General features: G+C 60.7%; 19 protein-coding genes. 18 read left to right on the forward strand and 1 reads right to left on the reverse strand.

Annotated elements, in window-relative coordinates:
- The first annotated feature begins 28 nt into the window (after window positions 1-28).
- From AC07XP_RS09340 to AC07XP_RS09420, 17 genes are all read left to right on the forward strand, one after another.
- A complete protein-coding gene (locus AC07XP_RS09340) occupies window positions 29-520 on the forward strand; it encodes a cupredoxin domain-containing protein (RefSeq protein WP_495264462.1) in 492 nt (163 codons plus the stop codon).
- Between the two features lie 75 nt (window positions 521-595).
- A complete protein-coding gene (locus AC07XP_RS09345; RefSeq protein ID WP_495264463.1) occupies window positions 596-967 on the forward strand; it encodes a copper-binding protein in 372 nt (123 codons plus the stop codon).
- 48 nt (window positions 968-1,015) lie between these two features.
- Window positions 1,016-1,870 (forward strand): methyltransferase, TIGR04325 family, encoded by an 855-nt coding sequence (locus AC07XP_RS09350; RefSeq protein ID WP_495264464.1) that lies wholly within the window; start codon window positions 1,016-1,018, stop codon window positions 1,868-1,870.
- Window positions 1,871-1,910: 40 nt separating this feature from the next.
- Entirely contained in the window at window positions 1,911-2,312 is a 402-nt protein-coding gene (locus AC07XP_RS09355) for a hypothetical protein (RefSeq protein ID WP_495264465.1), read from the forward strand.
- Between the two features lie 59 nt (window positions 2,313-2,371).
- On the forward strand, window positions 2,372-2,773 hold the full coding sequence (locus tag AC07XP_RS09360) for a c-type cytochrome (protein ID WP_495264466.1): 402 nt from the start codon (window positions 2,372-2,374) through the stop codon (window positions 2,771-2,773).
- 818 nt (window positions 2,774-3,591) lie between these two features.
- Entirely contained in the window at window positions 3,592-5,529 is a 1,938-nt protein-coding gene (locus tag AC07XP_RS09365) for an ATP-dependent nuclease (protein WP_495264467.1), read from the forward strand.
- On the forward strand, window positions 5,526-7,175 hold the full coding sequence (locus AC07XP_RS09370; RefSeq protein WP_495264468.1) for a UvrD-helicase domain-containing protein: 1,650 nt from the start codon (window positions 5,526-5,528) through the stop codon (window positions 7,173-7,175). The genes AC07XP_RS09365 and AC07XP_RS09370 overlap by 4 nt, the downstream gene beginning before the upstream one ends.
- 277 nt (window positions 7,176-7,452) lie before the next feature.
- The gene (locus tag AC07XP_RS09375; RefSeq protein WP_495264469.1) at window positions 7,453-8,136 is read left to right on the forward strand and encodes a hypothetical protein; all 684 of its coding nucleotides are present in this window, start codon (window positions 7,453-7,455) and stop codon (window positions 8,134-8,136) included.
- Complete coding sequence (locus tag AC07XP_RS09380) at window positions 8,133-8,861, forward strand: hypothetical protein (protein WP_495264470.1); 729 nt, start codon at window positions 8,133-8,135, stop codon at window positions 8,859-8,861. Before AC07XP_RS09375 ends, AC07XP_RS09380 begins: the two co-directional genes overlap by 4 nt.
- Entirely contained in the window at window positions 8,858-9,484 is a 627-nt protein-coding gene (locus AC07XP_RS09385; protein WP_495264471.1) for an RES domain-containing protein, read from the forward strand. The genes AC07XP_RS09380 and AC07XP_RS09385 overlap by 4 nt, the downstream gene beginning before the upstream one ends.
- A 56-nt stretch (window positions 9,485-9,540) precedes the next feature.
- Complete coding sequence (gene xseA / locus AC07XP_RS09390) at window positions 9,541-11,274, forward strand: exodeoxyribonuclease VII large subunit (protein WP_495264472.1); 1,734 nt, start codon at window positions 9,541-9,543, stop codon at window positions 11,272-11,274.
- 1 nt (window position 11,275) lies between these two features.
- Window positions 11,276-11,590: an exodeoxyribonuclease VII small subunit gene (gene xseB, locus AC07XP_RS09395; protein ID WP_495264473.1), complete on the forward strand. Its 315-nt coding sequence runs from the start codon at window positions 11,276-11,278 to the stop codon at window positions 11,588-11,590.
- A 146-nt stretch (window positions 11,591-11,736) separates the two neighbouring features.
- A complete protein-coding gene (locus AC07XP_RS09400; RefSeq protein ID WP_495264474.1) occupies window positions 11,737-12,459 on the forward strand; it encodes a helix-turn-helix domain-containing protein in 723 nt (240 codons plus the stop codon).
- A 371-nt stretch (window positions 12,460-12,830) separates the two neighbouring features.
- Complete coding sequence (locus tag AC07XP_RS09405) at window positions 12,831-13,511, forward strand: TnsA endonuclease N-terminal domain-containing protein (protein ID WP_495264475.1); 681 nt, start codon at window positions 12,831-12,833, stop codon at window positions 13,509-13,511.
- Between the two features lie 17 nt (window positions 13,512-13,528).
- Window positions 13,529-15,529, forward strand: a complete 2,001-nt coding sequence (locus tag AC07XP_RS09410; protein WP_495264476.1) for a TnsB C-terminal domain-containing protein — start codon at window positions 13,529-13,531, stop codon at window positions 15,527-15,529.
- 54 nt (window positions 15,530-15,583) lie between these two features.
- Window positions 15,584-16,495: a TniB family NTP-binding protein gene (locus AC07XP_RS09415; RefSeq protein ID WP_495264477.1), complete on the forward strand. Its 912-nt coding sequence runs from the start codon at window positions 15,584-15,586 to the stop codon at window positions 16,493-16,495.
- A gap of 12 nt (window positions 16,496-16,507) precedes the next feature.
- Entirely contained in the window at window positions 16,508-17,524 is a 1,017-nt protein-coding gene (locus tag AC07XP_RS09420) for a TniQ family protein (protein ID WP_495264478.1), read from the forward strand.
- A gap of 730 nt (window positions 17,525-18,254) precedes the next feature.
- Here the strand turns inward: AC07XP_RS09420 and AC07XP_RS09425 are convergent.
- A complete protein-coding gene (locus AC07XP_RS09425; RefSeq protein WP_495264479.1) occupies window positions 18,255-19,070 on the reverse strand; it encodes a DNA-binding transcriptional regulator in 816 nt (271 codons plus the stop codon).
- Between the two features lie 121 nt (window positions 19,071-19,191).
- Between AC07XP_RS09425 and AC07XP_RS09430 the strand changes: the two genes are divergently transcribed.
- Window positions 19,192-20,181 carry a Bug family tripartite tricarboxylate transporter substrate binding protein gene (locus AC07XP_RS09430; RefSeq protein WP_495264480.1) on the forward strand — a complete coding sequence of 330 codons (990 nt, stop codon included), beginning with the start codon at window positions 19,192-19,194 and terminating at the stop codon, window positions 20,179-20,181.
- Window positions 20,182-20,188: the final 7 nt, after the last annotated feature.

Here is a 20,188-nt window from a genome sequence, read left to right on the forward strand (position 1 = left end):
CAACCTCCAACTCCCAAAGGAAAAACCCATGAAACACACCTTCCGCAACACAGCTCTCGCAGCATTGGTCGCCTTGGCCGCCGCCGGCGCTTCGGCATCCGGCACCCACGCCGGTGGTCACGGCCACGACGCCGACGAGGCAATTGGCAAGCCCGGCGTGGCCGGCAAGGCCACCCGCACGATCAACGTCGACATGACCGACGGCATGCGCTTCACGCCCGCCGACATCAAAGTGAAGCAGGGCGAGACCGTGCGCTTCGTCGTCAAGAACTCCGGCCAACTCAAACACGAGCTCGTGATCGGAACCGAGAAGGAGCTCAAGGAGCACTACGAAGTCATGAAGAAGAACCCGGAGATGGAGCACTCCGATCCGAACATGGTGACGCTGGCCGCGGGCAAGACCGGCGAGATCGTCTGGCAGTTCACCAAGGCCGGCAAGGTCGACTTCGCATGCCTGCAGCCCGGCCACTACGACGCCGGCATGAAGGGCGCCGTGAACGTGACCAAGACCGGGAAGTAAGCGAAACACTCCCGCCGCGCACTTCCATCGGAACGCGGCGGGACTCCAAATTCATTCATAGCACAGGAGATCCTCATGTCAAACATCCGCATCGCACTCTTGGCATTCGTTGCCGCACTCTCGTTCGCTGGCGCAGCCGGCGCGCAGTCCTCCAAACCCATGGCTGACATGCCGGGCATGTCCGAGAAGGCGCCTGCGGCCAGCGGATCAGACGCCGCAGCTTCCGAGCTTGCCGAAGGCGAGATCCGCAAGGTGGACAAGGACAACAAGAAGCTCACGATCAAGCACGGCCCGCTCAAGAACCTCGACATGCCAGGCATGACGATGGTGTTCGCAGTCAAGGACGACGCCATGCTCGACAAGCTGGAGACGGGCGCCAAGGTCCGTTTCCAGGCGGAAAAGATCGACGGCAAGATCGTCGTCACGAAGATCGAATCAGCCCGCTGAGCGCGAAAAAATAAACGGGCGGCGACTATCGAAAGGATGGAGGAAAGAATGGCTTACTCGAGTGCTTCGCAAGTCGTTCGGAAGATCCTGGAGGGGCCGGTCACCCGACCGGCGTTGCAAAGCTGGCGGCGCAGACGGTTCTTCTCCGCGACAGGGTTCGCTGGCTACTTTGGCGTGTTCGAGGACTTCGCCGAAGCCCGGACCTGGCTTCCCGCCAGTCCGGAATTCGACCATGCGGCCTTGGCAGCCGAATACGTGGACATCCGCACGAAGAAGGTTTTTGCCTACGACTACCCCGTGATGTGGTGGCTCGATCGCGCATTCAGAGACGGAGCCACCAAGGTGCTCGACATCGGCGGCTCGGTCGGTGTTCATTACTACGCCTACCGCCGCTATTTTGAGATGCCGCACGACCTGTCGTGGCGTGTCGTCGAAGTACCAGCAATCGCTTCCATCGGCCGGGAGATGGCCAGCCAGGCGGCGACGACCGATGTGCTGAGCTTTTCAGACACGGCCGCCCTGGGGCAGATGCTGGATGGCAACGACATCTGGATCTCTGCCGGAGCTCTGCACTATCTGGAAAATGCGCACCCTGCCGATCTGCTTGCAGAGAGTGGAAATCGTCCGCGGCACATCTTGCTGAACAAGCTGCCCCTGTACGACGGCGAAGACTACGTCACGACGCAGAACATCGGCGACGGATGCTTCTCACCGATGTACGTCTACAACCGCCAGCGGTTTATCTGCGATATCGAGACGCAGGGCTATGTCTTGCATGACAAATGGCAAGTTCACGAGCGCTCCATCGATCTTCCAGGTTTTCCTGAGCGCTGCGTGCCGGCGTTCAGTGGTCTCTACTTTCGCAAGCTGGACGGCGCAAGCCAAGGCGGCGATGCGTCCTAGCTGGTCTTGGCGCCAAGGGCTGAGGGCTGTTGCCGCCGATATGACGAAGCTGGCACACCCCGTCATCGGCATGGCGCGTCCAGCGGCAACGGGGATTCTTAGCGTGGCAGTCTCCACCGGTCTGTCGGGCTGCGCCGGTTTTTACCAGCAGTATCGCGATTTTCAGAACGGTTGGCGTACAGAAGAAATTGTCGAGATCGGCCGCGCGAGCGAGATTCAACGCAGCGGTCGCACGGACTGCAGGAAGACGGTCAGCCCGGACGAACTAGCACTGAATCGCTTCGCCATCTTGGCTGATCGTTCGACAGGGCAGCGCCACGCGCACGTCGTGATGCTGGATCCTGAGACCTTCCTCGAGGTGGGCGACATCGTTTCGACCAACGTCGTCAGGTGTGGCACGCCCATTCGCGTGCTTTCGCATGCGCGGGCGCCGCATGGGTGACACGACCAACACGATCTCCAGCCAACTCGAAGCCGGCCTCCCCAACACCTGAAAGTCTCATGAAATTTTTCGTCCCTCTTTTGCTCGCCGCTCTCGGCGGATTTGCCTCTGGCGCCTCTTTCGCAGCCGATCCCATGCAGATGGGCAGGACCGAGAAAGCCGCTGCCAGGCCGGCCAAGGCGGACATCGCGAACGGCGAGGTCGTCTTCAATGCAAAGTCATGCGCCGCGTGCCACAGCGCCGATGGGAATTCAAGCATTCCCGCCAATCCCAAGCTGGCTCAGCAACATCCTGAATATCTGCTCAAACAGCTGCAAGAGTTCAAGTCCGGCAAGCGCAAGAGTCCTGTCATGGCTGGCATGGCGGCGATGCTTTCGGACCAGGAGATGCGCGATGTCGCCTGGTTCCTGGGCTCCAAGCCCATCAAGGCCGGGTTTGCTGGTCAGCAACGCGCTATTTGAGAAAATTGGCCTCGCTATTTGAGAATTTTTTGAAGGCGGCACCGCCTTCCCGTCGGTTGCCTAAATACAGGCGCCTTTCCCTGGTCGTCACCATGAGCAGCTTTCCTGACCCAGAGGGACGCATCGAAGGCTGTCCAGACGCGCAGCGCTGGGGCTGGCTGGCGCGCCACGCGCTCGCGCAGCTGACAACGTCGCTCCAGCCACATTGGGAATCGCTGCTTGATCGTCCGCGCTGGCTATGGCTGGTCTACCCGACGAGCGTCGATCGGGCGTGCCGCAGGACCTTCTTGCCGCGATGCGACAGGCGATGACGCAGGACTTGTGGTCGTGGTCTAGAGTGACGGTGGTCCACGGCGGCCGTGCGGCGGGGCTGCTCGCGCTCCAGCAGGCGCGGGATGAACTCCGTACCGCATCGACCCGGACAGGCGATCCGGCTGAAATCGACACGTTGCCGGAAGTGCACATTTCGGAAGCTCGTGAGCATACGGATTGGTTGCCGCCGACTAACTGACTCGACCGCGCGAACATGGTGGCCGGACTGTTGTCCGGTCGCTCACTTGACGAGCGGCTAGGTTCGTTTGCCGCGAAGCGCTGGCTCTGGGCAACCATCGACCCATCAGCGACTTCGTCCGCGATGAATTCGACGCTGCACCCGCCACTCTGTGCCATATGCAGCCACCCGCGCAATCGCCAGCGGCTCATCGGCATCTATGTGCCCGCTCGAGCCTCGATAAACTGTCAATGGGCGCAATGCGTCTAGCCACCGGTCGGCTCTCAGCGAAGGTTCGGCCGGTCCTTAAAAAAATAAAGGGGACGGGATGAAACTCACACGGTTGCGGATCAGCAACTTTCAGTCCTTTGGGCAACAGCCCACGGGCATCGGCTTCGAGGCCACGACGTTCTTGCTCGGACCCAACGGTGCCGGCAAGACAGCCGTGCTACAGGCGCTGGCCCGGATGTTTGGCTTCGACCCTTCGCTGCGCCGTGTGCGGCGCACGGACTTCCATATCACGCCGAAGGCCCTTGCCTCGGGCGACATCGAGTCCCTGACACTGTGGATCGAGGCCCAATTCGAGTTTCCTGAGCTGAAGAAAGCCACGGGCAAATACGCCACCATCCCCGGCAACTTCGCGCACATGCAACTGGCATCGGCCGATGGCGTCCCGCGCGTGCGTTTCCGGCTGACGGCGCAACTCGATGAGGACGGCGACATCGAGGAGACGATGCACTATGTCGTGCAGACCGACGAGGACGAGGAGCCGACCAAAACGATCATCGTGTCCAAACATGATCGCAACGCCATCCAGGTCCATTACCTTCCTGCTCGCAGGGATCCAGCGGATCACATCTCCTACACCGCCAATTCGTTGCTGGGCCGGGCATTGCGCGCGGCCGATTGGCAGTCCGAGCGAGCCAAAATCGCGGGGCTGACTCAGGACATCGGCGCGGCTCTTGCCGGCAACGCAGCCGTCGAAGGCCTCGGTGAACAGTTGACGGCCCATTGGACGGCTCTGCACAAGGGCGCCTACTACGCGAACCCCAGCGTTTCGTTCGAACGCAATGAGATAGACAACCTGCTGCGACATCTGACTGTCGGCTTCACGCCTGGGCACGAGGATCAGATGGTCGACTTCTCGCGACTGAGCGATGGTCAGCAGTCCCTGCTCTACATCTCACTGGTGCTGTCGGTGCAGGCCATCGGACGACAGGTGCTGGCAGGGGAACTGGATGCCTTCGACGTCGACAAGCTGCGCCCCGCGGTCTTCACGCTCTTGGCGGCAGAGGAACCCGAGAACAGTTTGTCGCCGCACTACCTGGGCCGCGTCATCAAGGCATTGACCACCTTCGCCGGGCATCACGATGCGCAGGCGATCGTCGCCACGCATGCACCGTCCCTACTCAAACGGGTGTCTCCAGAAAACATCCGCTACTTGAGGCTCGACACGGACCGTGAGACGACCGTCAAGTCCATCGTCCTGCCCGATGCCGCTGACGACGCCCACAAGTTCGTGCGCGAGGCGGTCCAAGCCTTCCCCGAACTGTACTTCTCCCGGCTCGTCATCCTGGGCGAAGGTGACAGCGAAGAGATCGTGTTGCCGCGCCTGATGCAGGCCAAAGGTCTGGCGGAAGATGACATGTCCATCGTCGTCGCCCCGTTGGGCGGCCGACACGTGAACCACTTCTGGCGGCTGCTGAACGGCCTGGATATTCCCCATGTGACGCTGCTGGATCTCGACTTAGGGCGCTACCAGGGCGGCTGGGGGCGCGTGCGCTATGCGGCCAAGCAAATCCTTGCTCTAGGTCATCCCATCAAAGGCCTCACAGCTGAGAGCATCGAGACCCTTCCTGTCTGGAATGGCGCGGACGAGTTGCTGAAGTCCAAAATCGGGAAGGATTGGTTGGCTTGGCTTGAAACCCAAGCAGTCTTTTTCTCGGGCCCTCTCGATCTCGACTTCGCGATGCTGCGCCGCTATGGCGAGGCTTACGGTTTGGAGGAGGCGGAACTCGCAGCGCCAGAGCCCTCCACGCTTACCGCAGTGCTGGGCAAAAAGCGGCACGGGGTCGAACAGTACAGCGAGGAACATCAGAAGCACTTCGCCGCCTACCACAAGCGGTTCAAGCTCGGCAGCAAGCCGGCGGCGCATCTGGGCGCCCTGGCCGAGCTAGACGACCAGGCGCTGATTGACCAGATGCCGCCGCGCATCGGGCGTCTGATCGAGGCAGTCGAGAAGCGACTCAAAGGACTGCCCGAGTGATCAAGGCCACAGCTTGGCGACCCTCGGATGGGCTGACGCTGGAGACCAATGCGCTGGTCGCTGCCCGCGAGACCCTGCGCAGTCTGGCGTTGACCGCTGGCCCAGGTGCCGGCAAGACTGAGATGCTGGCGCAACGCGCGGACTTCCTGCTGCGCACCGGGGCGTGCCGCTATCCTCAGCGCATCCTGGCCATTTCGTTCAAGGTCGACGCCAGCCGTAACCTTAAGGATCGCGTGCGGCAGCGCTGTGGCCCCGAGCTCGCCGCACGGCTGGACAGTCACACGTTCCATGCGTTTGCCAAGCGGTTGATCGACCGCTTCCGGCCCGTCCTGATCGGCAGGGATGCGCTGGATGCGGACTACACGGTCGGTAAGATCAAGGTCCCGGGACGCCAGGTCGAGTTCGAGGACCTGATTCCGCTGGCCGTGCAGATCCTGATGAACAGCAACGTGGCTCGAAACGCAGTGCGGCAGACCTACAGTCATGTGTTTCTCGACGAGTTCCAAGACTGCACTGGCCCGCAGTACCAACTCATCCGGATCGCCTTCCACGGCACCGGCATTTCGCTCACCGCGGTAGGCGACACCAAGCAACGCATCATGGGCTGGGCCGGCGCGCTGGAGGGCGTGTTCCAGACTTTCGCCCAGGACTTCAACGCGCTCCCTCTCAGCCTGTACCAGAACTTCCGTTCGCTGCCGCGCCTGCGCCGAATGCAGAACGCCATGGTGAAGGTGATGGACCCAAAGGCAGCGATGTCGGATGAAGACCTGGCCGGCAAAGACGGGTCAGTCGAGGTCGTCGAATTCGACGACAGTCAGCAAGAGGCCGAAGGCCTCGCAGACATGATCCAGGTGTGGACCGACGACGAAGGTGTCGCCCCCTCGGAGATCGCCGTCTTGCTGTCCAGGCAGCCCGAGCTCTACGCCGACCGGCTGATGTCTGAGTTGACTGAACGAGGCATTCCCTTCCGCAACGAACAAAGCTTGCAGGATCTGTCTGCGGAGCCCGCAGCCCGGCTGATCGTTGACTATCTCGCAGTCGTGACGGGCGAACGCGAACCCGATGCGTTTGGGCGCCTGATGGTTGTCCTGCTGACCACGGGGCTCGATGAGGACGCTTCCTACGAGCTACGCGCCCGCTGGCACCGATTCATCGACGCCGCGCGCGAGCAAACACGACAAGGCGGACTCGATGCTGTCGCGCTGCGAAGGACCGCAAACGCGTTCCTCGCGCTGCTGGGGCGCGAATCCGTGGCAGCTCTGTCGGCAGACTACGAACGGGGAGGTCGCCTCGAAGAAGTCATCGAGCTAACCCTCGATCGCATCGATGAACTCCTTCGATTCGACACCGACCCGGCGCGAGCGCTGTCCCGGTTCTCCGAGGACAGCGCGGTGCGGATCATGACCATCCACAAGAGCAAGGGTCTGGAGTTCGACACGGTGGTCATGCTGGGCATCGAACGTCAAACCTACTGGGGCAGCGATACCGCCGAACGCTCGGCTTACTTTGTCGGCATTTCCCGGGCAAAGCGGCGGCTCCGGCTGACTGTGGTCGGGCGCCGGGAGCGTCCAGAGGGTGCTCGCCGTTGGGACGAAGACCGAACGCCGCATGCGGAATTTCTTGGCTATGCCAAGGCGTCGGCGTAACCGAGGTCTGTAGGCCTTGGCATCCAGTCAGATTCATACTGGTTGGCAACTCGCGAATTGAGAAAAATGCCCGTGCTTTCGAAGAAATTCAATGGATGACCGTACTCCGCTGGAAGTGGAATGCCACTGACCTTTTGTTGGCGCGCCTCACTCGCCGGCATTGGTATTTTGTTTTGCCCGGATGAAATTTGCGTCGCGAGGTGATGGGAAGTGATGCCTGTTCCAGAACAAACTTGTCAAAGTTGACAAACTTGAATGGTTCGCTAGACTGTGTTCTATGACAAGCGCTACCGTCTACGAGTTTGCTTTGGAGCTTCGCCGGAGTGCCGAAGCGCTTCTTGACCAGTTTCGCTGTGCAGGTGTCGAGAAGTCCGGACCTGACGATCTGGTGACCGAGGCAGACAAGTACGCATTCCTGCGTTTTTTGAAGGCCTCCAACGGCGCCCGCGAAGGCGAGCGCAAGAAGATCACGCTGGTCAAAAAGGCGGCAGTAAAAGCAGATCCGGCAGCGGATGCACTCGAGCAAGATCAAAAAATTATTGAGGAGCTGCTTCATAGGGACCTGCTCGACCGCAGCTTTGAAGTAACCGTGCGCGGTCGTCAGCGAACATTGCTGATTAGAGAAGACAGCGGCGATCTAGCCCTGTTGGGGCCACCCGGCGAGTGCCTCAGCTTCGATCCTCCGCGCAAGGTCGTGCTGATTGGCTCGTATCTTTCGGATGCGCTTTCCATCCTTCGGGGAGAGCGGTCCGGGTCTGTTGAGATTGTGCCGCAAGCACTGAGCGAGGTGCTGGAGAGCTATCTGCGCAGGATGGCGGATCGCACGGTTCCAGACTCGCAGCGCGGGCTGTGCGGCCAGAGCGGGCGCACGCGCCAAGCAAACCTGATTGGTGCTGCGAACGATCTCGTTCGTTTTGAACACATCTTCCCTGCCTGCGCGGCAACTGTTTCACTGGCGTGAATTTGATGCCGCTTGAGCGGCAAAACCCGGCCATGTCTTCAAAAACTTCTTCCAAAGTCAAGTCCTCCCCCCTTCTTGAACCAAGCGTGCTACTTGCTGTGACACCTGCGATGCTTTTCGACATTCAACAGACCATGCCTGCCCACAATTGGGTCGACTGGGGCTCTGTGTCGTCCGAATCGCTGGATGTGCACCTTGAACTCGCAAGGTTGCCGAGCCGAGTCAAGAATCTCAAAGTGATGGTCATGAGCGACCATCGGCCACAGAACCAAGCCGCTCGAGAGTCCAAATCATCAAGCCCTTCGGCTGGTGACGAACTGCTCTCTGCGGACGCCATGGCAACCACGATGAACTGCACCCGCGCCAACGTCTATGAGCGAGAAAAGAAGGGCAACCTCTTTTCAGTGCTTCCGCCTGGACGCGAGAACGGTCGGAAGTACCCGGCCTTTCAGATTCATCGGAGTGTCGACAGCGGGCTTTTGGTCGCGTTGATTGCCCTGTATCGCGAACAGGCTGCGCCGACCAACTTGCTATGGGATTTCTTGCGCTCGATTCAAGCAGCTTTCGGTGGTGCAACGGGAATAGAGGTGCTCAAAGGTGAGCATCCGCAGCGATCTGGAGTCGAAAAGTCGGTGCTGTCAGCGCTTTATGCATTGACGCCCGCTGAACGGCGCAGCTTCGTGATGGACCATGCTTTGGAGGACCTGAATCACGCAACTGCATGAGCATCCAAAACAACGCAACAGCCGCCGCGGTGCCTTGGGAAGGCCGCGTCGTCACAATGATGGGTCTTCCGGTTGGTTCGGAATTCCACCGCGTCTTCCGCTATCCAGATGGCGACTGGAAGGCTCCGCCCGAGAAATACCGCAACGGGCGGATCGACCCTCCGTCGGGGCGCAAGGCGGATTTCTCAATCCTTTATACCGCCGAGAGTTTGCTGACAGCAGCCGTCGAGGCCCGTGCGCTTCGCATTCTGGAAAGCAATGGTCTCGACCTGCCCGAACTGGTCGAGGTCCGCGCCCCGGATTTGCCTGCGCGTCATTGGGTCATGCACACGCTGGTGGCGCCGGCGCTGTTCATCAATCTCGAGCATCGTCAAACGGCTCAAGTCTTCGGTCTCGATCCGGACATGGTGCTCGATCGAATCGACGTGTGGCAGCAGGCCAGCGCGGCGGTGTGGGATGCGATCGCTGCAAATCCTCCGCCTACGATCGCCGAGGTTGCTGGCATCTGCTATCAGAGCAAGCACCGTGCTTCCAATGGCTGGAATTTCGGGTTCTTCCACGGGAAGCACACGCAGCTTTTGCGGCGTGGCAAATTCAAGGCCTTTACTTGGCCACCGCCTTAATGCAAACAGATAGCGAATAGGCCGCGCCTTTGCGCCAAGTAGCATTCGACACGCACATGTCCCGCCAATATCTCGATGTCCCATACCGCTCCAAGGATGCTGCGAAGGCGCTTGGCGCGCGTTTCGATGGGTCAGTCAAGCGCTGGTACGTCGAAGCCGGCGTCGACCTGGTCGCGTTCAGCGCCTGGCTTCCCGCCGGCAGCGCCCTGGGAACCAGTAGTTCCACGCACGTCGCGATCGCAGACACGGCGCCGACCGGCATGGCCGTCGTCAAAAGGGGCACCTCGCTTTCCCACCTGCTCAACGGTGTCGCTGCAGCAGTAGCCCAAACCTTCGCCAGCGGCGTCTGGACATTGGTCGAGGTCAACGAAGCCAATGTGCGCAACGGCCATGTCTATCTGGAGCTTTCCGAGCGCGACAGCGCTGGCCAGCCGATCGCCAGGGCGCGGGCCATGATCTGGGCCGTCACAGCCTCGCGCATCCTCCCTGACTTCGAAAAAGCCACAGGCGCCGTGATCGGTGCCGGCATCAAGCTGCTGGTACGAGCGAAGCCGGTTTTCAAAGCGCAGTACGGCCTCAGTCTCGAGATCGATGCCATTGACTCCGAGTACACCCTCGGCGACCTTGAAGCCCGCAAGAAGGAGATCCGCTCCCGACTCCAGCAGGAAGGTGTGTTCGATCGCAATCGCCGACTCTCGCCGCCCTGGGACTATCGCGTCGTTCTCGTCGTCGCGCCGCAGGAAGCGGCTGGCTTGGGTGACTTCAGGAAAGAGGCCGAACGGCTGGAACGGTTCGGCATCTGCCGCTTCATTTATGCGCACAGCCGCTTTCAGGGCGAGGGAGCGGCCCGCGAAGTGGTCGCGGCCGCTTCGGCCGTGCTCCGCGAGTTAAGAGAAACCGACTGTCCAGATGCCATCGTCATCATTCGCGGCGGCGGCGCGGTGAACGACCTCGCATGGCTGAACGACTACGAGCTTGCTCGTTTCATCTGTGACCAGGACATTCCGGTCCTGACAGGCATCGGCCATGAACGCGATAGCACGTTGCCCGATGAGGTGGCCCATACCCGGTTCGACACCCCCAGCAAGGTCATCGGAGGCATCGAGCAGCAGATCTTGCGCCGCGCACGCGAAGCCCGTACAGCCTGGGATGCAATCCTTGCGGCCGGTACGCAAGATGTTCGCACCCTCCGGCTCGCCATAGAGCGCAGCGACGCGGGAATCAGGGCCGATGCCCGTGAGCATCTGGCTCGCGCGGAGCAGGAAAGTGCGGCCACCCTGAACACGATCGCTGTCGGCGCGGTGCGGCGCGTACATGCCGCGTCTCGACAAAGCCTGGCACTGCTGAACGAGGTGCGCGCCGATGCAATGCAAGCCGTCGCAACGGCCAAGCAGGAGGTGCCGGTCTTGATGACCGCTATCCGGATCGATGCGCTCTCGAACGTCGGCGAGGCAAGGTCCGTTACGGGCCTTGCCCTTAACACCGTCGTTGATCGCACGGCAGCGGCTACGCGGGCAGTAGCGCAGGCGCTGGACAACCGCCTGCAACGGGTGGCGGAGCGCGCTGCAGGCGTTGTGCAGCAGGCCCGCGGCAATGCCCAGGCGCTGATGCGCGAGGTGGCGGGACAGGGTCCCGAGAAAACGTTGACACGTGGCTTCGCGATCGTGCGCACCGATGAGGGAAGACCAGTGACATCGAGCGAGCAAGCCCAGATTTCACCAACGCTGAATATTCAGTTCAGGGACGGGTCGACCGAAGTGCGGACCGTTCCTGCCAAAGGAAAGAAGTGACATGGCCCAGAGAAGTTTCAAAGACGCCTACGGAGTCCTGCAAAAGCATGCCGAGACGCTGCGTGATCAGAACGAGCCCAACATTGATGATCTGCTGACGATCGTCACGGAGTCAGTCGATGCGTACAAGGTCTGCAAGGAGCGCATCGACGCGGTGGAGGCGGCACTCAAGGTCGCGTTGGACGGGGCAGGCGTTGGGGCAACGACGCCAGGCAACGCCGCGGCTCCTGATATGAGGGCGCCTTCCGGCGGCCGCCAGGGGCGAGCAGTTCCGCCTGCAGCCATCGACTCCGGCAATGACGACATACCGTTCTAACCGTAGTAGAGAAGGCTGGTGACACGCTTGAAGGCGCAACTGCAGACCTGGCAATTGCCGTCGTAGCGCTGTCGGGTCTCTGTCGTGTTGCCACCGAGACTCGCTTCGGATACTTCAGATCATCGAAACCACCGGAGCAAACCTCCATGAAAACGACTTCTGAATCGCATCCCGACCAACCGGCGGCCGAAGCCGCTAACGAGCCGCACGTCATCCCCCCTTCCCAGTTGGCCCTTCTGGTTGTGACCATGCGGCAGGGGCGCAAATGGTCCCAGGAACAGCTGGCCGAAATCACCGGTCTGACCGCTCGCACGATTCAACGTGTCGAGCGGGGGGAGCCATCCAATGTCGATACGCGCCGTGCGCTTGCTCGCGCATTCGAGGCCAATGACATTGACTGCTTCAACAAGCCGTATAAACCGATCACCGCCGCGGAAATACAGGCTGCAAAAGATAAGTTTGAGCGGGAACACGTCACCCTCTCCGTGCAGCCCGCGACTGGAAGACGGCTTGTAGAACTTGCCGAGTCCGTAAGCGCAGACATGTTCGATGCGGCGGCCGACCTCCCGCAGGAGGCTGCGCAAGCGTTTGCCGCATTGACTGACTACTGGCGTGACTACCGTGAGGCGAAGGAGCTTTTCACGGAGGTAGACAAGCTGGAGGTTCGCAGCGAATTTCAATCCAGGCTCGATGAACTCGAACGTATGAAATTCTCGTTGCGTCTTGCCCAGCGTGTGGTGTACATCAAGTCTGCAGGCGACCCGGATGCCAAGCCCGTTCATTGCGGAGTCGGCTACATCGTTGCCTTTCCTCTTGGAAAGGAACCCGATGAGATCGTCACTGCGCGGGTGGTCCAGTTCAACTTCTAAGACCGTCGGTATCACCGCCGCCATAGAACAGCCATCGGGATCTCAAGAATTCGCAAGGCAGCAAGTTTTTCTTGGCGGTGGTGAGGGAGTATTTTCTCTGGTGAGCGTCGTGACAGACACGCAGATTCATTCCCCTCTGTCGCAGATCTGCACATCGACTCTTTAGAGCCGAAAAGAAGGTGAATTGCACCGCGAAAGGCTGCCGATACTACGCATTCCACCTGAACGCGGGGCGCTGCCAACTGCTCTCTTGAAAGCCTGTAGTTGAGCTAGTTCTTTTTGCTTCTCATCGAGGTTTTGATGAGGTATTAAGCACTCGGCGGCGTCTCTGAACCTTGCGCGTTTTAAGCGTGTTCATGCATTCTGTCGGCATGGTCACCCGAAAAATCCAAGGAAGCCCGGTCAAGGTGACCGGTATCGAACCGTCTGGCGTCGAGTTCGAAAGCCATCTCGAAGAAAGTTTCCTCGACCTTGTGCGGTTTGATCCTCGGGTCGAGGACTTCCACCGCTGGGAGGAAGAGATCGTCTGGTACGACGACAGCGGGAAACGCCGAACGTACACGCCCGATTTCATCGTTCGGTACAAGAAGGTCAATGGCAAGGCGGTCCTCAAACCCGAGGTGATCGAGGTCAAACCCGACTTCGACGAGGACGATCCGCGCCCTGTCGCACGCCTCCCGCGCAAGGACAAAGAGAACCCCCGTGAGAACGAACTCAAGTGGCAGGCAGCGGACAGGCTGTGCAGGACCAGAGGCTTTCGCTTCCTGGTGAAGCGGGAGTCGGAGATTTGCACGCCCTACCTGAACAACGCCAGATTCTTCATGGCCTATCTGGAGCGAGGTCGGGATGACAGCCGTTCGAAGGCTATTCTTGCCGCGCTCGAGCCGGGCGTTCGCATTCCGATGGGCGATCTTGTCGCGCGTCTTGGCAAGAATCCAGACGAGCGACTCGCCTATCGCCCTCTTGTCTACCGGTTGATCGCGACCCGCCGCCTGGAAGTGGATCTGACGGAATTGCTTCAGGACTCCAGCCTGATCGGGTTGCCGCGGTGACCACGCGAGCCTATTCCTTGTCACTCGAGCCAGGGCGTGGCGTTTCGTGGAATGGCCGCAACTGGCGCATCGTGGATGCCAGGGACGGAGATCAACTGCTGTGCGCGCCCATTGGCGGAGGACCACGCAAGTTCCTGCCGTTGCAGGAGGTTGGCCCATTGCTCGAGGACGATGCCGTTGCGCCAGCCGACCCTGCTGATGTGGCCGGTCCAATCGGTGCCGCGGAATCCGCCGCGCCGCGAGCCATCAGCAAATGGCAGAAGCACATGCAGGGACGCCGACTCAGGGAGCTTCCCCACGAATCGCAGATGAGTCCTCGCGAGCGGTTTGAGCACGAGCAGGATATCGAGACCTTCCACAAGTGCAAGGAGATCCTCAAGGAGACGGACAGACGCGTGCGCAGGCTTCGCACGCTCATGCTGGCCGAGGAACTCGGAGTCAGCGAGTCGACAGCCTACCGGCGCGTCGAGGCCGTACGGCGATATGACAGTGCGAAGGGACTGGTAAGGGCCGTGCGTAGTGACACGGGTGATCGACGACATCCAGAGGAAGCGATGCAGCTGCTCAGGGATGCTTTGGCAAGGCACCGGTTCATTCCCTTGCGCAAGACCGTGCCGCACATCAAGACTCTTCTGGATGGTCAGCTCAAGGCCAAGGGCTTCTCACCCATGTCCAAGAAGTTGATCCATTGCGAGATCGCGAAGACATCGCGCCGAGATCAATTGAAATCCGAGGGACGCCTCGAGCAGGCAAGGAATGAATACCGCACGAAGGTCGGCTCCCTGCCGTGCACGGACTACCCGTTGTCCACGATCCAGGTGGACCACTCGCCCGTCCAGCTGTGCCTAGTCGATTCCGAAGAACGGCTGCCCATCGGGGATGCATGGCTCACGCTGGTTGTTTGTTGCTTCAGCCGGATGATCCTGGGCTTCTTCATCTCGTTGAATGCGCCGTCGACGCTGAACTATGGCCTTGCCCTGGCACATGCATTCCTGCCGAAGGACAAGTATCTGCAGAAGATGAACGTGACGGGTAGATGGCCATGTTGGGGTATTCCGGACGTAATTCTGGTCGACAACGCGGCCGAACTGAATGGGCACATGATCCAACGCGCACGCAGGCGCCACAAGTTCAAGATCCGTCGCCGTCCCGTCGGGCAGCCTCAGTTCGGCGGTCATGTCGAGTCCGTCTTCAGCACGTTCATGGACTGGATCAAGACAGTGAACGGGACGAAATTCTCGAATCCCAGGGAACGGGCCGAATACGACTCGGAGGGGCGTGCCATTCTCACGATCAATGAGTTCGAGAAGCTGTTTACCGACTTCATCGTCAACGAGTATCACCTCAGGGAGCACTCCGGCGAGGGCATGAACCGGCGCTGCCCCTTGCAGCGCTGGGACGCAGGCATTCATGATGGTGACGTCATGCCCGCGCGAGGCCTTCCGGAAGTCCCTTCGGATCCCGAGGAGCTGCGAATCTCGCTCATGCCTGTTCTTGAGCAGCGTGTGGTCAAGCAGGGATTCATGCGTGCTTTCAGCCAAAAGTTCTTCAGTCACGAACTCGCGTCGCTCAGCGAAAAGCTCGATGCGCGGTCGACTGCCGCAGGGCGGAAGTTCGATCTGCGCTACGACCCGAGGGATGCTCTGTCCAAGGTATGGCTCGATCAGGGGCCCGATCGCAGTTTCATGACTCTTCCGAACGCTGATCGTACTCAGCCGCCTCGCTCGCTATGGGAGCACAAGGCCCAGCGCAAGCGCCTGGGCCGTCCTGCTGCGATCTATGACGATCAACGCAGTCAGCGTGCCCAGCGTGCCGAGGAGCAAATGGCCAGCGCGGCCGAGAAGACCAAACGGGCCAGGCATCTGCGCAAGGAAAAGGAAAAGCGCGCGCGCGGCGAGATGCATCGTGCGGGGCCTGCACCGAAGCCGTCGACGAGCCCGCGTGCGCCAGGCGGTCTTCAGCCGCTGACGCCGGAACAGAAGGCGGCGCTTCTCAGCCGGCTGCCGCCGGCAGTCTGAACCGGGCTTGTTCCCGCCGATACCCATTCTCTTGAACATTCTGGAGCATCTTTCATGACCGCAGTGACGGCTTCTCAAAATCGCTCTTCGAAGTACCCGCACCTTGGCGCAGATTACGGAGTGGTGGCGGACCTCTGTGATGAGGAAAGATTGGCCTTCATCTCGCGCGATCGCTTCATCTCCTTCCACCAGCCCACCGAGATCCTGAAGGCGATGAATCGCCTGTATCGGCAAGAAAACGCCATACGACCCAACGGGATGCTGCTTGTTGGCGAGTCCCTGATCGGCAAGTCGTTCCTGATCGACCAGTTCAAGAAAGAGCATCCCGCGCAGGACAACACGGAGGGCGACGCGGCCATCGTTCCCGTCGTTCACATCACGGTCGCAGGACGGGCCCGCGCGGACATCTACCGGGAGATCATGGGTTCGCTCAACTGCCGGCCTGCCGCCACGGCCAAGCCGGACGCCGTCCGCGTGGACTGTATCGATCTGATGAAGGATGTGGGCATGCGTGTCTTGATCATCGAGGAATTCCAGGACATGCTGGTCGGTACTCCCACTGAGCAGGACGTGGCACTCAACTACGTCAAGTACATCATGGGCGAGACCCGCAGACCCATCATTGCCTCTGGCGTCGAGAAAGCGGTCAATGCAGTCAACAGAAGCACACAGCTCAAGAGCCGGCTGAGAGAGAGGCGCCTTCGTCGCTTTGAGCCGAACCCGGAATACCAAGAGGCTCTAGCGATGTGGGAGCAGACCTTGCCTTTGCGCAAAGCCTCCAACCTCGATGATGTTTCCATCGCGCAGGACATTTATGGCCGAAGCGATGGCGTGACGGGCCGCATCTCGGACCTCGTGAAGATGGCTGCCGAATTGGCGATCGAAGACAAATCGGAGTGCATCACGCTCAATACCCTGGATCGCGCAGACAAGGAGCTTGGCTCGATTGCAGCCGACAGCGACTGACTCGCGCCCATCATGCTCGCTCACGGTCTTGGTGGCGAAGTTCTTCCGTTGCATCCTCGAAGCAGGCCCGACGAGCTACTGAGTTCGTGGATCGTGCGATTGGCACGGGCCAATCGCATCAAGGTCCATGCCTTGTGCGCCCGTCTCGGAGGGAACATGGCCCCCGTTTGGAACCGGGACGTCGACCGCATGGCGCCGCCCTGGCTGATCGAGCGCCTGGCCCTCCTGACGGGAAGGCCCGTGGCGGAAATCTACGAGACCACGCTTGCCGACCTCGCGGACAAGATCGACATTGATCATCATCCCAACGGAACCTCCACCTGGCTCCTCCCGCTCGGGATCTGGCATCGCCAGCGGCTGAAGTTCGGCCTTCAGTTTTGCCCGATTTGCCTGCACATGGACGAGGACCCCTACATCCGCAGGTCCTGGCGCCTGGCGTTCTACACCGAGTGCGAACACCACCATACCTTGCTAATGGATCGCTGTGCGTCATGTGGCAAGCCGCATGCCTACTTCCGCGGCGAGCTCGGGGATCGGAATGCGATAAGGGCGCCCTCCATGGCCATCTGCACCCATTGTGGGTTCGACCTGAGCTTCGCACCGATTGACCGCTTTGAGTGGCCTGACTGGCAGACGAGCGTTGCAGTGCGGACCTTGCAGTTCATGAACGATTTCGGATGGGCCACGCTCGACGGCAAGATCTATGAGAAATCCGCTGACATCCTGATGGTGCTGCGCCAGGTGATCAGCATCCTCTCCAGCTCGACAAAGGATGGTCAGCTGTACGACGCTGTTGCCGACCAGATCTGGCCCCAGGGCTACCATGTCCTCGGAAGCCGTGGGGAGGCCTACGAGCGGCGTGGTGTGGCCGAGCGCCATCGCCTGTTCGGGATGGCTGTCTGGCTGCTGCAGGATTGGCCCCACAGATTCGAAACGTGTGTCCGGACCGCGGACGTGCGGCGTTCCTACTTTCTCGGGGGTATCGGCGTCCTGCCGCCATGGTTCGTGTCACAGGTCCGACGTCATTGAGAGCTGACTTCACTGTGAGCAGCCCGTCGGATCATCGGCCAAGAGCCGTCATCCAACGTAGAAGTGAGCGGTCTGCGCGGCATTTCGCGCAGGTCCGATCGACTGCCGGGTTAGAAGGGCAAATTAACGAGAGCCCCTGTCATTTACTTTTTTGGGGGACTGCTAGATTTGCTAGGTTTGAGGGACGGTGTATTCCCTTCTGTGGTTTTGTTATCACGGCGGCGCTGGTCCGGTTTCCCTGTTGATTTTGCTATCGGCTTCGGTCCTGGTTTAAGTGCCATGAATGCTCTCCTTTGTGGTTTAAAAAATTGCAGTGTGCGCTTGCCTTCTAACTTGGCTAAAGGGGAACAGCGCTGCTGTATAACGCCGCCACCTGTCTCCCTAACATCGGCGCATGGATCGCGGCCTGCAGCCCGCACGAGTGCTGGCTGAAGTCAAGGCGAAAGGGATATTTGCTAACACTCTACGAAAAGCGGCACGCTGGGCCGGAGTCACTTTGACCTTGAACGGCCGTGCGGGCGAGCGGGTTTTCACGCCTGGACGAAGATTCTGAGCGCCTGCTATCCGCCTGCATCGGCGTCAGCTTCGGGCCTGCTGCTGCCGGCGGAGACGTTCTCGCGAGCGTCTGCTTGAAGGCCGAGAGCGGTCGATGCGGACGGGCCGAGACGATGGGCGCGTTGCACAGTCGGTGAGACCAAGGGTTATCCCGTAACCCTTGCCGCCGGCATGGTCAGCCGCGGGGCGCGCTACTTGTCGCTTCAGAGATCCCATCCGCTAGCTGGCGCAAGAGCGGAACGTAGCGCGTCGCAACCTCTCGGTCGGACACTACGTTGTTCTGCAAAACGAGATTGATCGCCCCGATTGCGTGTTCTCCGATCCGGATCGGAAATCCAATCGCGGTGACGCTTGATTCCGAGGCCCATTCACCTCTGTTCATCGCATAACCGCGGCGTCTGGTCTCGCGAATGATTCGTTTCACATAGCCGCTGTCGCGCGCCATTTCGCCGATGGCATCCGTGCGCTGCGCCAACAAGGCCAGCGTGGCGACACGTTCTTCCTCGGCGCACCAGCTCAACCACGCTCGACCCAACGAAGAGACGAGCATCGGGATGCGAATTCCGATCGTAGCGCGGTGCTGCGAAAGCATGCTGACCCGATGGGTGGACTCCCTCACGATCATGAAACCAGCGTCCGGCGTGGCCAGGTCGCTGGGCCACGAGAGCGCCCGCAAATGTGCACGCATGGCCGGTGCCGCTACGCGGTCGATCCAGTCCGCGCCAACGTAGCCCTCGGAGAGGCGGCGCACCTCGAAGCCCAGCGCGTAGGAGGCGCCATCGTCCTTGTGGTGAACCAGGCCTTCTGACCTCAACGTCTCCAGCAGCCGTTTGACGGTGGTTCGGTGAATGCCGGTGATCCGAGCAAGCTCGACGACGCCACCGATTCCACCCGGCAGCGCATTTAGCGCCCGCAGTACAGACAGCCCCCGGCTCAAGCCCCTGACTTCCCGATAGAGGTGCTCGTGCGGAGTGCGTGCGGATATCGCCATTTCGATTTCTTTTGGTGCACTAGGTGCACCGACTATACGTCGTCGGCTTGCGCTCAGACACTGCCTCACATCAGCAAAAGAACCACATCGGCCGCAGAGGCCCTCTACCTGGAGACACGAAATGAGCATCACCCGACGCGCCCTTTGCACTTCGATCGCCCTTGGCCTTACCTTCTCGCCTGCCTTCGCGCAGGAGCCTTCTAAGCAACCCATTCGCATCATCGTGCCGTATCCGGCGGGCGGCAACGCGGACTCGGCAGCGCGTGCGGTGGCCAACCTGACCTCCGAAAGCCTGAAGCAGACCATCCTGATCGACAACCGGCCCGGCGCCTCTTCGATCATTGGTACCGAGCTCGTCAGCCGCGCGCCGGCCGACGGCCTCACCATCGGCGTAGTCTCGGACTCGCACGCCATCAATCAGGTCATGGCGAAGAACCCCAAGGCCGCAGACATCCTTGGTGGCAAGGTGCCTTACGACGCGGTACGCGACTTCGTGCCGATCTCCGGAATGATCTTGGTCCCACTGGTTCTGGTTGTGAATCCGAAGGTTCAGGCGCGCACCGTGAAAGAAGTGGTGCAGCTGTCCAAGGGCGGCGACAAGTCTGGCCTGAACTTCGGCACGATGGGCACCGGCAGCCCCTGGTTCCTGCACATGCACCAGCTGCACAACCTCACGCAGGGCACGTTTGTCGACGTTCCCTACAAGGGCCTCGCACCCGCGGCGACGGACCTCATCGCGGGACAGATCGACATCATGGTGATGCCGGTGCACTACGCGCAGCAGTACGTCAAAACCGGCAAGCTGGTCGCGATCGCAACCCTTGGAGAGCAGCGCCACTCGCTCATGCCCGACGTGCCGACTCTTGCCGAGAGCGGCTATCCGGGCCTCGCAATCTCCAACTACCTGTATTTCGTCGCGCCTGCTGCGACGCCCAAAGCCACGGTCGAACGCTTGAGCAAGGCGTTCATCGCAGCGCTCAAGGATCCCTCGATGAAGGACAAGTTGTCCGCCTCGGGCGACCCGTATCCGGCTGCGCCGGCCGAGCTGTCCGCGCGCCTGCGCAAAGACATTGACGCCTACGGCACCGTCATTCAAGCCACGCTGAAGTAAGAAAGAA

It is taken from the genome of Variovorax sp. GW531-E2 (assembly GCF_059423125.1).